The sequence below is a fragment of the Sinosporangium album genome (assembly GCF_900100605.1).
Taxonomy (GTDB): Bacteria; Actinomycetota; Actinomycetes; order Streptosporangiales; family Streptosporangiaceae; genus Sinosporangium; species Sinosporangium album.
In genome coordinates this window covers 27,553-41,983 of record NZ_FNCN01000018.1, presented here as the reverse complement: position 1 = coordinate 41,983, position 14,431 = coordinate 27,553, and the positions used below count along the sequence as shown (strand labels likewise).

General features: G+C 69.3%; 17 protein-coding genes. 13 read left to right on the top strand and 4 right to left on the bottom strand.

Annotated features, from left to right (window positions below):
- Positions 1-6: 6 nt before the first annotated feature.
- Positions 7-390, bottom strand: a complete 384-nt coding sequence (locus BLQ73_RS19000) for an FtsX-like permease family protein (protein WP_245691189.1) — start codon at positions 388-390, stop codon at positions 7-9.
- A gap of 114 nt (positions 391-504) precedes the next feature.
- Entirely contained in the window at positions 505-1,050 is a 546-nt protein-coding gene (locus tag BLQ73_RS34140) for an ATP-binding cassette domain-containing protein (RefSeq protein ID WP_245691188.1), read from the bottom strand.
- A gap of 131 nt (positions 1,051-1,181) precedes the next feature.
- Between BLQ73_RS34140 and BLQ73_RS18990 the strand changes: the two genes are divergently transcribed.
- Together BLQ73_RS18990 and BLQ73_RS18985 are read left to right on the top strand one after the other, a co-directional pair.
- The gene (locus BLQ73_RS18990; RefSeq protein WP_245691187.1) at positions 1,182-2,207 is read left to right on the top strand and encodes a GlxA family transcriptional regulator; all 1,026 of its coding nucleotides are present in this window, start codon (positions 1,182-1,184) and stop codon (positions 2,205-2,207) included.
- 36 nt (positions 2,208-2,243) lie between these two features.
- Positions 2,244-2,738, top strand: a complete 495-nt coding sequence (locus BLQ73_RS18985) for a hypothetical protein (protein WP_093171819.1) — start codon at positions 2,244-2,246, stop codon at positions 2,736-2,738.
- A 188-nt stretch (positions 2,739-2,926) separates the two neighbouring features.
- Here the strand turns inward: BLQ73_RS18985 and BLQ73_RS18980 are convergent, their stop codons facing one another.
- Together BLQ73_RS18980 and recD2 are read right to left on the bottom strand one after the other, a co-directional pair.
- Complete coding sequence (locus BLQ73_RS18980; protein ID WP_093171818.1) at positions 2,927-4,117, bottom strand: L,D-transpeptidase; 1,191 nt, start codon at positions 4,115-4,117, stop codon at positions 2,927-2,929.
- A gap of 209 nt (positions 4,118-4,326) precedes the next feature.
- Complete coding sequence (gene recD2, locus BLQ73_RS18975) at positions 4,327-6,540, bottom strand: SF1B family DNA helicase RecD2 (protein ID WP_093171817.1); 2,214 nt, start codon at positions 6,538-6,540, stop codon at positions 4,327-4,329.
- Positions 6,541-6,611: 71 nt separating this feature from the next.
- On the opposite strand from recD2, the gene BLQ73_RS18970 reads away from it, so the two are divergent.
- From BLQ73_RS18970 to BLQ73_RS18920, 11 genes are all read left to right on the top strand, one after another.
- Positions 6,612-6,941 (top strand): hypothetical protein, encoded by a 330-nt coding sequence (locus BLQ73_RS18970; RefSeq protein WP_093171816.1) that lies wholly within the window; start codon positions 6,612-6,614, stop codon positions 6,939-6,941.
- 35 nt (positions 6,942-6,976) lie between these two features.
- The gene (locus tag BLQ73_RS18965; protein WP_143020330.1) at positions 6,977-7,942 is read left to right on the top strand and encodes a transcriptional regulator; all 966 of its coding nucleotides are present in this window, start codon (positions 6,977-6,979) and stop codon (positions 7,940-7,942) included.
- A gap of 279 nt (positions 7,943-8,221) precedes the next feature.
- A complete protein-coding gene (locus BLQ73_RS18960) occupies positions 8,222-9,340 on the top strand; it encodes a methyltransferase domain-containing protein (protein WP_245691186.1) in 1,119 nt (372 codons plus the stop codon).
- Positions 9,341-9,473: 133 nt separating this feature from the next.
- Entirely contained in the window at positions 9,474-9,683 is a 210-nt protein-coding gene (locus tag BLQ73_RS18955; protein ID WP_218125924.1) for a hypothetical protein, read from the top strand.
- Between the two features lie 123 nt (positions 9,684-9,806).
- Positions 9,807-10,271, top strand: a complete 465-nt coding sequence (locus tag BLQ73_RS18950) for a hypothetical protein (RefSeq protein ID WP_176955542.1) — start codon at positions 9,807-9,809, stop codon at positions 10,269-10,271.
- Between the two features lie 355 nt (positions 10,272-10,626).
- A complete protein-coding gene (locus BLQ73_RS18945; protein WP_093171814.1) occupies positions 10,627-10,983 on the top strand; it encodes a hypothetical protein in 357 nt (118 codons plus the stop codon).
- Between the two features lie 46 nt (positions 10,984-11,029).
- The gene (locus BLQ73_RS18940) at positions 11,030-11,572 is read left to right on the top strand and encodes a DDE-type integrase/transposase/recombinase (RefSeq protein WP_093171813.1); all 543 of its coding nucleotides are present in this window, start codon (positions 11,030-11,032) and stop codon (positions 11,570-11,572) included.
- 683 nt (positions 11,573-12,255) lie between these two features.
- A complete protein-coding gene (locus tag BLQ73_RS18935) occupies positions 12,256-12,483 on the top strand; it encodes a hypothetical protein (protein WP_093171812.1) in 228 nt (75 codons plus the stop codon).
- 239 nt (positions 12,484-12,722) lie between these two features.
- Positions 12,723-12,950: a hypothetical protein gene (locus BLQ73_RS18930; RefSeq protein ID WP_143020329.1), complete on the top strand. Its 228-nt coding sequence runs from the start codon at positions 12,723-12,725 to the stop codon at positions 12,948-12,950.
- 54 nt (positions 12,951-13,004) lie between these two features.
- Entirely contained in the window at positions 13,005-13,316 is a 312-nt protein-coding gene (locus BLQ73_RS18925) for a hypothetical protein (protein WP_093171810.1), read from the top strand.
- A 438-nt stretch (positions 13,317-13,754) separates the two neighbouring features.
- A complete protein-coding gene (locus BLQ73_RS18920; RefSeq protein ID WP_143020327.1) occupies positions 13,755-14,246 on the top strand; it encodes a hypothetical protein in 492 nt (163 codons plus the stop codon).
- The last annotated feature ends 185 nt before the right edge of the window (positions 14,247-14,431 follow it).

Here is a 14,431-nt window from a genome sequence, read left to right as displayed (position 1 = left end):
GGTCGGTCAGGCCGTTTCGGCGCTGAGGGTCTGCGCCACGGGTCGGCGGGCCGCCAGGCGTGCGGGCAGGGCGGTCGCTGTGGCGACGGCGCCGCCGGTCAGCCCGGCGGCGCCGATCCGGCTGGCGGTGGGGCTGGCGACGGCGGGCACGGCCAGACGGGCGATCACCAGCCCCAGCGCGTCGCCGGCCAGCGCCAGCGCCAGGTACTCGGTGAGCAGGACGGCTGCGATCAGGCCCGGGGTGGCGCCGACGGCCTTGAGCAGCCCGGCCCGGCGCGCCTGCTCGGCGGCGCGTCCCGCGGCCAGCGCCGCCACTCCGGTGATGGCCAGGAAGCCGAGCAGCCAGCTACCGATGACCAGGATCGGCTGACTGTCCTTGAGAATGACCATGTCCTGTCCGGCGGTGAACTGCCAGGTATGGCAGGAGCATCGCGGCCTGGACCTTGTGCCGGCGCACGTCGACCAGCACCAGGCGCACGACGAGCATGGTGGAGCCCATGACGTTCACTCCCCCAGCCCGATCAGACCGCCGAGCCCGCGGGTGCGGGATCCGGCCAGCCAGGTGTCGTCAACGAGCATCCCGTCGCGCATCGAGACCAGCCGATCCGCCATGGCCGCGACCCGCTCGTCATGCGTGACGATCACGAGGGTCTGCCCCGCGGAACTCAGGTCCTCGAAGATCCTCAGCACGTCGAGGGTCGCGGCGGTGTCGAGGTTGCCGGTCGGCTCGTCGGCCAGGACGACCAGCGGGTCGTTGGCCAGCGCGCGGGCGACGGCGACCCGCTGACGCTGCCCGCCCGACGACCGTCCTCGCCGGGACAGGGCCTGCCGCGGGGGCACCGCAAAGCCGGACGGGGTCACAGAACCCGTCGCCCGAACGCGCAGGCACGATGCCGGTCCGGCCTCCGGCCTCGGCCCCCAGAGGGATCCGCCGTCGATGTCGCGGTCGAGGATCTCGCTCAGGCGGCACGGGGTGCGGGTGGCGAGGCCCAGAGAGACAGCCCGCGTGGTGGTGTACTCCCTGGTCGTGGCGCGCCCGGCGCTGATCAAGCATGTTCTGCACCGCCTTGCCGTCGAGCTGACCTGCGCGTGCGCGGCGGGTGAGGAGGACGGCCGCATGTCCGGATCTGTGGGACAGCGGTCCTTGTGGACATCTCGCCGAGGCCGCCAGGCTGGATACCGTGAAAGAAGTGGTGGTCGCCCTCTGCGACGGCGTCGTGCTGCTGGACGTGGCGGGGCCGATGCAGGTCCTGCACGGATCCGGCGGCTACCGCATCCGGCGCGCGTCCATCGACGGGCGGCCGGTGCGCACCGATGTCGGTGTGCTACTGGGGGCCGACCTGGCTCTGGACGAGCTCGAAGGGCCGATCGACACGCTGCTGGTGCCGGGCTGCGCGCCGCCGTACGGCGACCGCCCCGGAGAGGCGTTCTCGAACCTGGTGCGCGACATCGGCGGTCGCGCGCGGCGCGTGGTGTCGGTGTGCACGGGTGCGCTCCTGCTGGCCGAGGCCGGCCTGCTCGACGGACGGCGGGCCACCACCCACTGGGCCGCGGGCGCCGAACTGGAGAGCCGGTTCCCGCGGGTCGCCCTGGAGCCCGACGCCATCTTCGTCCGCGACGGACCGGTCATGACCTCGGCGGGCGTCACCGCCGGCATCGATCTGGCGCTGGCTCTCGTCGAGGACGACCACGGACCGGACCTCGCGCGTACGGTGGCCAAATACATGGTCGTGTTCCTGCAGCGGCCGGGCGGCCAGTCGCAGTTCAGCGTGCGCGGAGCCGTACCCGCGACGCGCCATCCGGGACTGCGCCGCCTCCTGGACGCGATCGCCGCCGAGCCGGCGGCCGACCACACCCTGGCCGCGATGGCGGCCCAGGTCGCCGTCAGCGAACGCCATCTGACCCGGTTGTTCCGCCGTGAGGTCGGGCTCACCCCCGGCCGGTACGTCGAGCGTATCCGGGTGGAGGCCGCGCAGGCCCTCCTGGAGACCACCACCGACGGCGTGGCCTCGATCGCCCGCAGGTGCGGCCTCGGATCCGACGAAACGATGCGCAGGACGTTCCTGAAGGTGCTGCGCACCACACCGACCGCCTACCGCCGGAGCTTCCGCACCTCCCGATCCCACCGGGGAGTCGTGGACACCGTAGGAGGTGCGCAGGGCGATGCCGTCCCAGAGCAACCGGAAGGCCTGACGCTCACGTGCTGAGCCGCGGGCACCCTGAACGTAAGAAGGAGAGAGCCTGTGGAACTGCTGTTGCTGTCGGCGCATGTCGTGGCCGGCATCGTGTTCATCGGAGGTTCGGCGGTCGCGGCGAGCCTGTTCCCCCGCTACGTCCCGGTCGCCGCCGTCGTTCCTGCGGCCGTCCCCGACGGCCCGGGTGCCGCGCCGCCTGAAACGCCGGAGGCGACGGGAGGGCGCGATCGCGCCGTGGCCGTCGCGATGCACCGGATCACCCGCGGATACAGCGCGCTGGGACTGATCGTGCCCGCCACCGGGATCGTCCTGGCCGTCGTCCAAGGCCGCACCGGCGAGATCTGGATCATCCTGGCCCTCGTCCTCACCGCCGTCGCGGGAGCCCTGCTGGCGCTAGAGATCTATCCGCGCCAGCGCGTCGCGCTCGCCGAGCCCGGCGACCGCGACCGGCTTCGCCCTCTGCACATGCTCGTCGGCGTCTACAACGTGCTGTGGGCGGTGGTCGTCGTGTTGATGATCGTACGGCCCGGCTCTGCCGGGTGACGCACCCCCTGCGGATCGCGGCCGGTGTCTCCGGACCGGTCGGGCGTGGACCTCTCCTCCGAGGGCCTACGCCGGGCCCTTGGTGAAGAGGGTCGAGAGCAGGAGGTCGTGACGGCAGGTCGGTGACCGCGCGCCCGCCTGGCAGCCGGTCAATGGCCGGGTCCCCGTGGGGGGACCCGGGGGGCGGGTTAGCGCAGGGCGCTGCCCTTCTTCCATTCCTTGAAGGACATCTGCCAGAAGCCCCAGCCGTTGTTCCACTCCAGGGCGCGGTTGGTGCCGGTGATGTTGACGACGTCGCCCCGCTGGGAGTTGTTGTAGAACCAGCGGGCCTGGTCGGGGCGGGCGTTGATGCAGCCGTGGCTGACGTTCCTGCGCCCCTGGTCGGCGACGTTGTTCTTGGCGTGCACGTATTCTCCGGAATTGGAGATGCGCACGGCGTGGTCGATCATCAGGTCGTAGTAGCCGGGGTCGCCCTTCTCCCTGTTGGGCGAGATCATGCGCTCGGGGTTGCGTTTGTCCATGGTGAGGTGGACACCGCTGGTGGTGGTGTACTCCCTGGTCGTGGCGCGGCCAGCGCTGATCAGCATGTTCTGCACCGTTTTGCCGTCGCGCTTGACCGTCATGGTCTTGCGCCGGGTGTCGACGGTGCTGATCTGCCGGGCGCCGATCCGGATCGTGGCCGCGTGGTTCTTGACGCCGAAGGAGCCGTCGCCGGCGTGCAGTCCCACGAGGTCCGCGGTGAAGCGGACCTTCTGGTGGGCGGGCCAGTATTTCGCCGTACGGTAAATGACCTTGGTGTCGTCAATCCAGCGCCAGGCGCCCTTCACCGGCTTCTGCGCCTTCACCTTCAGGGATTTCTCCACGGCGGCGCGGTTTTTCACCGGGATGTTGAAGGTGACGATGATCGGTGCCCCCACACCGACCTTCTCCCCCTTCAAGGTGGGTGTGACGTCGGCGATCGCGAGTTCGGATTTCGGCTTCAGGGTGGTGAAGTCGCTGGTCGCGGTGGCGGGGCCGCCTTCGCCGGTCGCCTTGGCGGCCACGGTGTAGCCCGTGGAGGGGCGCATGCGCTCCTTGGACTCCCAGCGGGTGCGGTTCTCGTCGAACTCGCCGTCGAGCTGCTTGCCGCCGGCCTTGACGACGACCTCGTCCAGAGCCCCGCCTTCGGCGGTGACCACGACCGGCTTGTCGGGCCGCACCTTGTCGCTGCCCTGCGCCGGGCTGATGGCGATGGTCGGGGCGGGCGGGGTCGTGGTCTTCGTTTCGGCCGCGGCGTTCCGCGTGGCCGTCCCCTCGGAGCAGCCGGCTGTCAGCGCCACGGCGGTGGCGACTGCCAGCCCGGCCATCGGCACTTTCAAGCGCCGGTCGCGCGTTGGCATGTTTCACTCCCCCATAACAGCAAGTGCATCCAAAAACCTTAATAGGAGTGGTAAGTGAAGTGCACATTAATTGGGTGAGTTGGGGCACATTGCCCCTGCTGACAAGGGGTGTCTCTCAGGAAAACGACGCCTGGAACCGTCAAAACAGGACGGAGATCGCATTCGTACGGCCTCGCCGTACGGCACCCGCCTACGGCGCGGGCGGGGACCTACGCCGGGCCGAGGCGGTGGGTGAGGCCGGTGTGGCGGCGGCCGGCGCCCTTGGTGCGCACGGCCTGGCCGAGGGCCCGGCGGGACCCGACGATCACGACGAGCTTCTTGGCGCGCGTGATCGCGGTGTAGAGCAGGTTGCGCTGGAGCATCATCCAGGCGCTGGTGGCCAGCGGGACGACCACGGCGGGGTACTCGCTGCCCTGCGAGCGGTGGATCGACACAGCGTAGGCGTGCGCCAGCTCGTCCAGCTCGTCGAAGGCGTAGTCGACCAGCTCGTCCTCGTCGGTGCGCACGGTGAGCGCGTGGTCGTCGGGCCGCAGGTCGACGACCACGCCGACGGTGCCGTTGAACACCCCGGCCGCGCCCTTGTCGTAGTTGTTGCGGAGCTGGGTGACCTTGTCGCCGATCCGGAACACCCGGCCGCCGTAGCGCCGCTCGGGCAGGCCCTCGCGGGCCGGGGTGAGCGCCTCCTGCAGCGCGAGGTTGAGGTTGCCCGCCCCCGCCGCGCCCCGGTGCATCGGGGCGAGCACCTGCACGTCGCGCCGCGGATCCAGTCCGAACCTGCGCGGGATGCGCCGGGCCACCACGTCCACGGTGAGCGCGGCGATCTCCTCGGGCTCCTCGCAGGGGAACAGGAAGAAGTCGGGGAAGCCGCTGGTGTGCGGCGACAGGCCGGAGTTGACGCGGTGCGCGTTGACGACGACGCCGGACTGCTGCGCCTGGCGGAAGATCTGCGTGAGCCGTACGCGCGGGATGCGCTCTGCGGCCAGCACGTCGCGCAGGACCTCGCCCGCGCCGACCGAGGGAAGCTGGTCCACGTCGCCCACGAACAGCAGGTGCGCGCCCGGCGCGACCGCCTTGACCAGGCGGTTGGCGAGCAGCAGGTCCAGCATGGAGGACTCGTCGACGACCACCAGGTCGGCGTCGAGCGGATTGTCGCGGTCGAAGGCCGCGTCGCCGCCGGGGCGCAGCTGCAGCAGGCGGTGCACGGTGACGGCCTCGTGGCCGGTCAGCTCCGACAGCCGCTTGGCGGCCCGGCCGGTGGGGGCGGCCAGGATGACCTTCGCGCCCTTGGCCCGGGCCAGCGTCACGATCGAGCGCACCGTGAAGCTCTTGCCGCAGCCCGGCCCGCCCGTCAGCACCGCGACCCGGGTGGTGAGCGCGAGCCGTACGGCCTGGGCCTGCTCGTCGGCCAGTTCGGCGCCGGTGCGCTCGCGCAGCCACGCCATGGCCTTGCCCCAGTCGACCGACGCGAACGCCGGCAGCCGGTCGGCCCTGGCGTTGAGGAGCCCCAGCAGCGAACCGGCCAGGGAGAGCTCGGCCCGGTGGAACGGCACCAGGTAGACCGCGGGGACGGTGCTGTCGCCCGCGGGGACCTCCTCGCGCACCACGCCCTCCTCGGCCGCCAGCTCGTCGAGGCAGGCGGACACGAGGGCGGGGTCGACCTCCAGGATCTTGGCGGCGTCGCCGACGAGGTTGGGGACCGGAAGGTAGCAGTGCCCGTCGTCGGCGGCCTCCGACAGGGTGTGGCGCAGGCCGGCCTTGACCCGTTCGGGGCTGTCCTCGGGGATGCCGATCGCCTTGGCGATGGTGTCGGCGGTCTTGAAGCCGATGCCCCACACGTCGGCGGCCAGCCGGTAGGGCTCGGAGCGCACGACGCCGATCGAGCCCTCGCCGTACTGCTTGAAGATGCGGACCGCGATCGAGGTCGAGACCCCGACGCCCTGGAGGAAGATCATCACCTCTTTGATGATCTTCTGCTCCTCCCAGGCGGCGGCGATCATCTTGGTGCGCTTGGGGCCGAGCCCGGGCACCTCGACCAGCCGCTTCGGCTCCTCCTCGATGACGCGCAGCGTGTCGACGCCGAAGTGGTCGGTGATCCGCTCGGCCATCTTCGGGCCGATCCCCTTGATCAGCCCCGACCCGAGGTAGCGCTGGATGCCCGTCACCGTCGCCGGCAGGACCGTCGCGTAGGACCACACCTCGAACTGCCGCCCGAAGCGCTGGTGCGTGGTCCACCGGCCCGTCAGCCGCAGCGACTCCCCCACCTGGGCGCCGAGCAGCGGCCCGACGACGGTGAGGAGCTCGGTGCCCGACCGCTCGGTCGCGACCCTGGCGATCGTGTAGCCCGTCTCCTCGTTGGCGTAGGTGATGCGCTCCAGGACTCCGTGAAGACTCACACCAGGGGGACCATCTGATCCGGTTGTCATCGAACCCCCCTCTCTTCGAGCGCTTCCGCCAAGGGTAAAGCAGTTCGACTCCGTTGGAGAGATCACCGCCGATGGCGCATTTGACCCGTGCAGGGCGCGTCCCCGCCCAAGCACGCGCCCGGCGTGGCGCTCTCCCCGCTACCGCAGCCGCGCAGGCCGCGCAAGGCATCGCCCACCAGCCCCACGTCGATGTCGGTTACATCGCATTCACCTCCGAGCGGACACCGGGAGGCATCGCCCACCAGTCCCGCATCGAGGACGAGGACGACGTGCTGCACGCCGCAGTGGACTGGTCGGCTGGCAACCGGCTGCGCGGCGTCGAGCTGAGCGACTGGGGCTTCGGTGTGGCGGATGGGGGACATCACCCGACCCCCCCCTCCGCAACCGTACGGTTACAGTGAGTAGTCGCGATGGTGGAGATGAGGGGACCGATCCGATGCGGCGACGAACAGTGCTGGCCGCGGTGGGGCTGAGTATCCCGGTTCAGCTTCTCCAGCGGTTCGATGACATGCTCGTGGTGCCGTCGGCGTCAGGCCCTCCGCAAGGACCGGCGCAGATCCAGCAGCGGCTTCTTCTGGCGCGCCGCCAATTCGACGCCAGCGCGCTGGCCGAGCTGATGGCGACGCTGCCGGGCATGCTCGCCGCAGCGCGGGACATGGCGGAGCGGTCAGGCACACCGGGCGGGTGGGCGCTGCTGGCGTCCTGCTACGACCTGGCCACCGACACGCTGAACAAAGTCGGCCGGAAAGACACGGCCCGGCTCACCGCGGACCGGTCGGTGCAGCACGCGGACCGCTCCAGCGACGCGGTGGCGATGGGAGCCTCGGCTCGGGCGTTGGGCATGGTGCTGCGTACCGAGGGACGCCACCAGACCGCAGCGCAGGTCATGGAGCGGGCGATCAGTCGACTCGACCCGACGGGGCTGCGCACTCCGGCGCAGGCATCCACCTATGTGCGGCTGCTGTGCGCGTCCGCCTACACAGCGAGCTGGGCAGGTGACCGGGCCACAGCCCTGGAGCGGATCGCTGATGCCGAGCGTGCCGCCGACCGCCTCGCGGGAATCGTCGGCAAGTCAGGCATCGCCATGCCGTTCGTCACCTTGTACCGGGTGGGCATCCACTACGCGCTCGGCGACGCAGGGACAGCGCTGCATGTCGGCCGGACCCTGCGGCCAGAAATGTACGCCACGTCGGAACGGCGGGGACGGCTGCACACCGATCTGGCGCGGGCATGGTGGCGGTGGGGCAAACCGGAAGAGACCGCCCACGCGCTGCTCGCCGCCTGCGAGCAGGCGCCGAGCGAGGTGAAGGACCGGCCGTCCGTCCGGAAGATCGCCGACGAGCTCACCCGCCACCACCCCCGCGTGTCTGGCGCGCGGCAGCTCGCAGCAGCGTTGAGCTGAGGTATGCGCGAACCCGAATCACCTCGATAGGCGGGCTCAAATCGCACTATGGCCCGCCACACGCCGGGGTAAGGCCAAACCTCCTCTCGTGCTTCTTGCTTCATCTTCGGCGCGGTCGTACCGTCGCAGCCCTATCGGCCACATCGAGCGAGGGAGCCCCATGGGCAAACATGAAGGTCAGCCCAAGAAGCCGCAACCGCTTCCCGACCCGCCACCCCCCAGCCGCGACACCGGACCGCCGCCCGGCAGGCACGAAGAGCCGAAGGACAAATGACAGCCTTGGACAGCACAGCTCGCATCGACCGGCTGATCGAGGCTGTGGGTGAAATCGAGGCGCCCGTCGAGGAGGCGCTGCGGGCGGTGCCCCGCCACATGTTCGTCCCGCCCGTGGTGCTGGCGGGTCCCGACGGTGCCCTACAGCTCGTGGACCGGGACACCGATCCCAACGCCTGGTGGGATGCCGTCTATTCACGAATGCCGCTGGTCACGCAGCTCGACGACGGCCGCACCCCGCTCCAGGCCAAGGCCGGCGACTACTCGTCCTCAAGTTCTGCGCCGTCCACCGTCGTGGATCTGCTGGAGCTGCTCGATGTCGGGCCGCGTCACCGCGTGTTGGAGATCGGAACGGGCACCGGGTGGACCGCGGCCCTGCTGGCCCATCTGGTGGGCGACGCGGCACTCGTCACCAGCATCGAGGTCGACCAGGCCGTGGCGGAGCAGGCGGCCAAGCACCTGGGCGAGGCGGGGATCTCGCCGAGATTGATCGTCGGCGACGGAGCCCTTGTCGTTCCTGAAGGCGCGCCGTACGACCGGGTCCATGCGACATGTGCGGTGACCGAGGTGCCGTACGCGTGGGTGGAGCAGACCCGCCCGGGCGGGGTGATCGTCGCGCCGTGGCATACCGGGTTCGGTGCCGGCCATGCATTGCGCGCGGTCGTGCGGCCGGATGGTACGGCGGTCGGCCGGTTCCGCCGCTTCGCGGACTACATGGTGATGCGCAGTCAGCGAGGCGGTTTCGACGCGCAGCATGGCGAGGACAGCACCGGGCGGACGCGTGTCGACCCAAGGACCATCGCCGGAGCACCTCCCGGCGCGGCCCTGGCCATGGCAGCGTCGACGGGGCTGCGGACCAGCACGCGCACCGAGGACGACGGTCGGGTGCTGCTGTGGCTGGTCGACCCTGCCGACCCCGGCCAGTGGGCGCTGGTCACCTATGAGCCCGGTGCCGACGATTACGAGGTCTACCAGGTCGGTCCACGGCCAGTCTGGGATGAGGTGGTCAACGCCTACTTCGCATGGGTGACATGGGGTGAACCGGAACGACGCCGGTTCGGCGTGACCATCGTGCCCGAAGGCCAGTCGATCTGGCTGGACAGCCCGGATCATGTGATCGGCTGAACAGTGGCACTAGGGACACCCCTGGGAAGGCGGGATTCGCGGCTCGGCAACTCCGCAACGGGTTAATTTTCCCAGATCCAGGTTCACCCGCGAAAGGAGAAGCGGTGTGCTTAGCCGCCTAGTCTTCTCAGCCTTGGCCGCCGCCATCACGGCCACTGTGGCAAGCCCCCTCGCGCAGGCAGATGCGAGCATGTTGATCGCCAAGACCTACTCCGCGCACGTCAAATGCACCAGAGTGCATATCAAGGACAACAACGGCGCCGGCTTCGTCGACGGGTACGGGCGAGCTAAAACCAAGCCCGCAGCAGTCACCGCTGCCAAGAAAGACGCGAAGACAAAGTAGGCGACGGGTACCGTGCCAAACACTGCCGCACGGTCAGCGTGCGCTGAACGGGAGGGGCCTAGCGCACGATCTGATATGGATGTTCCTCACCCCCCCCTGAACCCCGCGAAGATGACCGGAGCGATGGACCTATTCGAACTGCGGCTTGGCGTCTACGCCGCCGAATCGGTGACGAACGAGCTCGCGGACAAAGCGAGATCGCTCCTGGATGAGCACTCCCGGAGAGCGCCCGCAGTCAGAGCGTGGGCGCTCTCCTCAGTCCCGGGCGATCAGCCGGCCGAGCCGGGCAGCGAAGAAGAGCTGTCGGTCGACGAGCTTTATGAGGAGCTACCGGAGCAGTGGCGACAGGAACACCCTGGCGCCGATCCCAGCGACCGGCGCGTGACTGAGTTGCGCATCGGCGCGTACGGAGACGGCGTACAGGAGCTGCTGGACGAGCTGAGCCGACTCGCCTGCCCCGAGCTCGACCATGCCGGTGCGTGCCCGGTGCCGTGGTCGGCGGATTTCACACTGCCGATCGACGAGCATTATCGGTGGTATCTGGAAGCCCACTACGAACATCTACGCGGGGGCGGCGCGATCGGTTAGGCGTGGCGGCGGGGCACGCGGCCGTAGTCCTGGCCATCCAGGGGGCCGACCTCTTCTGCGGGCACCCGCTGCTCCACGATGAACATCCGGTTGTCGGCCCTCCGCTCCCGAAGCTGTCCCCAGCCCCAAAGTAGCCGTGTGAGTGATCACGATTGCGGTTCGTGATCGTCCCGCCTCTCTTCAGATCACGGTCCTTCCGCCTTCGACGGGAATGGTCGCCCCGGTGATGCGGCTTGCGCGTGGGCCGGCAAGGAAGGTGATGGCAGTCTCGGCCAACCTGCCTCCGGCCGGGCCACGTACCGGTGAGGATGAGAAGGCCGCCGCGGGCGCCGCCCTCTGTGGGTAGGTTGGGGCGATGAGGTACAAAGGAGCACTCCCGAAGCAGGCAATCGGCCGGTTCAACGCCTGCGTGGGCACACTGCGCTCGGCTCCGGGAGGCTGCGGAGATCTGGTACGGCGGCGCCTCACGCTGATCACCTACACCGGGCGACGGTCAGGCCGCACCTTCAGCACCCCTGTCGCCTTCCGGCGTAAGGCCCACGTCGTCACGATCGGCGTCCGCTTCCCCGAGGCCAAGGCCTGGTGGCGCAACTTCCTCGACACGGGAGGTCCGATAACGCTGGAGCTCGACGGGGCCGAGCGCGCCGGGCACGCGCTCGCCCGGCGTGATGACAAGGGCCGGGTTACCGTCACCGTGGAGCTCGACAGTTGACCTGGAGCTGCCAGGAAGGGTGCCGGCGCTGCCGTAGAACAGGTCGGTGTTGGCGGACGGAGTCGGCCGCTCCACCCTCTACCGGAACCGCACACCCCGGACCGAACACCGGCAGCCGATCAGAACGGCACCGCCCAACGCTCTCTCCCGGGAGGAACGGGACCACTTGGTCTCCGTCCTCAACTCCCAGGAGTTCAGGGACAAATCCGTACGCCAGGTCCGGGCCGCTCTGCTGGACCGCGGCCTCTACCTGGCCTCGCCGTCGACCATGTACCGCGAGCTGCGCAGACGCGGCCAGGTCCGCGAGCGGCGCGCCCTGGCCCGCCACGAGGCCAAGAAGAAGTCGCAGCTCATCGCCGACCGCCCTAACCGGGTGTGGTCCTGGGACATCACCAGGCTGCGCGGCCCGGTCCGGGGCCAATTCCTCGACTTGCACGTGATGCTCGACATCTATTCGCGCTACGCGGTGCACTGGGAGGTGCACACCCGCGAATCCGGACTGCTCGCGAGGGCGTTCATCGAGAACGCGATCCGAGGTAACGGCGGTATCGCTCCGATGCGATCCATTCCGGTCGAGGCGCTGCGATGACGTCGATCTCGGTGGATGAACTGATGTCGGAGCCGGGGATCACCAAATCGTAGAGAACCGGCTTTTGAGGTCGCCCGGCATCGGCCGCCAGGACGTCCACGGTCTGATAGCGGAAGAAGGACATTCAACCCACATCAGTGCGTCACCCTCAGCTGATCCGCCAGGCTCGGTAGATGCCATTCGCTGTGGAGGTCTGCCACGGTGAGCCGTACGGATTGGGAGTGCGGGGTAACGCGCAGCGTGAACTCGTTCTGGCCAGGTTCGCCCGCCTGCCGCCACTTGTCGATTGCGCCCTCTACCACCGTGCATCGGGAAATAGGGCGGTTACGTGGCTGTACTGGGCCACTCCCGCTCCGTAGTTTTAGCCGCGTGAGCGACACAAACGAGAGCGCTCCGATATATCGCGGGCCATGCGAGTCGGAGGTGCTCCAGGGGGGAGTTCCCCCGGTGGGTTATCTGGTGTGACCACAAGCCGGGCCAAGAGGCAGCGACCTGGATCGCCTCTCCCCCGGAGGGGGAGTCGGCGGCGGAATTGCGAGCCGACAGCCCCGAGGAGCTGAGAGAACTACTTCTCGCCGTCGCAGTCGAGCCCGACAGAGGCGCAGGGTGACCCTCACAACCACATGGACCCCGCCCCCGCCACTGGCTTGGCGTGACAACGCGCCCAGATACGCACCGCCAGATTGCGCGTCAGGGAGAACTCCTACGCCGCTGTCAACCGCGATGGGCGTATCGAGATGCCGGTCCTGCGAATCGACCCCCGCTACGTGTGGTGGTTCTCCCCTCCGGAGCACCGCATGCCATGCGTGGACGACTACGAGCAGGCCGTCTTCGCCGACCTCGCCGACTACTACGACAGCCTGTTCCGCTCGCCCTCACGCAAGCAGACAACCAGCCGCCGCCGTGTCTGACGCCGCCTCCGCCACCCGTCCCCCTCCACCTATGAGTACTCCGGTATGTCCTCCCTTCACACGCACCTCGCATCCCGCCACCGGTACACGCCGCGTCCGGAGGCGCGGGAAAAACGTCGCTGGCGCTGCGGTGGGCCCACCAGGTCAGCGACCGGTACGCCGACGGCCACCTGTATGCGGACCTGCGCGGCGGGGCTCCCGGCCCCACCCCGGCCACCGGCGAGGTGATGCACCGGTTCGTGCGTGCCCTCGGAGCCTCCCCGGAGCAGATCCCGCCGGATTCGGACGGCCGCGCAGCGCTGTACCGCACCCTCACCGCCCGCAGCCGACTCCTGATCGTCCTGGACGATGTGGCGTCGCCCCGCCAGGTGCTGCCGCTGATGCCGGCTTCGGCCCGCAGCCTGGTGGTGGCCACCGCCAGGCTGCGGACTCGGCGGGCTCATCGGGCAAGACCCCCTCTACGTTGAGGTGGGGCCGCTTGTCCAGCGTGACGCGGTCGCGCTCGCGCCGGTGAGGGATGGGTGTTCATCTGCATGGCCGCCGTCCGCAGCGCGCTCCCGGTGCCGAAGGCGCGGGCGGCCGAAGCCGAGCTTGTGCGGGCGTTGGAGATCGCCGAGTCGGTCGGGCACACGCCGATGCGGGCGCGTGCCTTGGTCCCGCTCGCCGACGTCGCCGAGGTCAGAGGCCACCACGACGCGCAAGCGCGTCACCTGGAGGGGGCTGTGGGCGTCCACCGCGGGCTGCGCCACCCCGACACCGCGAAGCTGGAGGCGCGGTTGGAGGCGCTGCGGGCCGTGCACCGGTCGCACCGCGTCGACGACCCCACGTGCTGAGGCCCGTCTCACCGACCGTCCATGAGCCGTCCCGGTCCGTCCGGCGACGGCTCCCGGCGCCGATCCCGGCCGGCTTCTTGGAGAACTTGTGAGCACGCCTGATCGTGGCCTCGGTCTGGAGCCGCGGTAAGAACTGCAAGCATCGTGGCATTCGACGGTGTGGTCCGGCCTTCCGGGCGGAGGTGGCGAGCTGCCGGAGAAGACCCTCATGTCGGGTCTTTCTCTCCCTCTGGAGGCGCTCTTCGCGGGTATCGCCTCCGGTTGGGTGCATGTCCATTTATAGCGGACTCAGTGGCGAAGGTTGATCTTCACCATGCATGCTTAAGAAACGCACTTGAAGTAGCCCGTCTGTTCTCACGGACGGGTGCTTCTTTGCGTGGCGGTACGTCCGCCGTTGGTTCAATGGTCCGGACCGGATTAATGCGAAGGGACAGCATCGTGCAGACCTGGCAGGTTGAGGTCACCCTGATTTCCAGAGCACCCCTCGCCGAGGAGCACCGCGATCGGATCACGACCGCACTCTCCGGCCCTGTAATAATTGCCGACGACAATCGGAACGGCACGATGAGCATAACGTTCAGAGTCCGCGCCGAGAGCCGTGACCGGGCGGTCTTCGAAGCCTCCTCGGCGCTCACGGACGCCGCGCGCCAAACGCTCGGCGACATTCTCCCGTTCCTCGGCATCAGTGCGGGACGGGACGGAGGCACGGCTTCGGAGTTGGCGCCGAGCCTCGTCGGATACATCGAGATCTCCACACTTCTCGGCGTATCCAGGCAGCGAGCGCGCGAACTCGCCGAAAAGCACGGCCTTTTCCCCGCCCCGGTGGCGCGGTTGGCGACAGGGCCGGTCTTCACATTGGAAAGTGTTCAGGAGTTCCTTTCCAAGTGGGAGCGCAAGGGAGGGCGCCCGCCGAAAAAGCGGGTGTCGTGACAACAGGGTTTTACCGGCGATGACTTGCCGGGCAGGCGGCGAACGCGCGGGCCGCCCGCCGGGCGGTCAGGGCACCGAGGCGGGACGACTCGTCGTGACGTGGCGCTCCCCGCGGGGCGGCCGGGCCGATCGCCACGTCGCCACGGGGAACGAGGGCCGATTTCACCTTCCGGCTGAAGGCCGGA

Coding starts and splice junctions, on each gene's coding strand:
- BLQ73_RS18965 (WP_143020330.1), top strand. CDS start 6,977: ATGCGGCGACGAACAGTGCTGGCCGCGGTGGGGCTGAGTATCCCGGTT.
- BLQ73_RS18950 (WP_176955542.1), top strand. CDS start 9,807: ATGGACCTATTCGAACTGCGGCTTGGCGTCTACGCCGCCGAATCGGTG.
- BLQ73_RS18970 (WP_093171816.1), top strand. CDS start 6,612: ATGGCGCATTTGACCCGTGCAGGGCGCGTCCCCGCCCAAGCACGCGCC.
- BLQ73_RS18980 (WP_093171818.1), bottom strand. CDS start 4,117: ATGCCAACGCGCGACCGGCGCTTGAAAGTGCCGATGGCCGGGCTGGCA.
- BLQ73_RS19000 (WP_245691189.1), bottom strand. CDS start 390: ATGGTCATTCTCAAGGACAGTCAGCCGATCCTGGTCATCGGTAGCTGG.
- recD2 (WP_093171817.1), bottom strand. CDS start 6,540: ATGACAACCGGATCAGATGGTCCCCCTGGTGTGAGTCTTCACGGAGTC.
- BLQ73_RS18945 (WP_093171814.1), top strand. CDS start 10,627: ATGAGGTACAAAGGAGCACTCCCGAAGCAGGCAATCGGCCGGTTCAAC.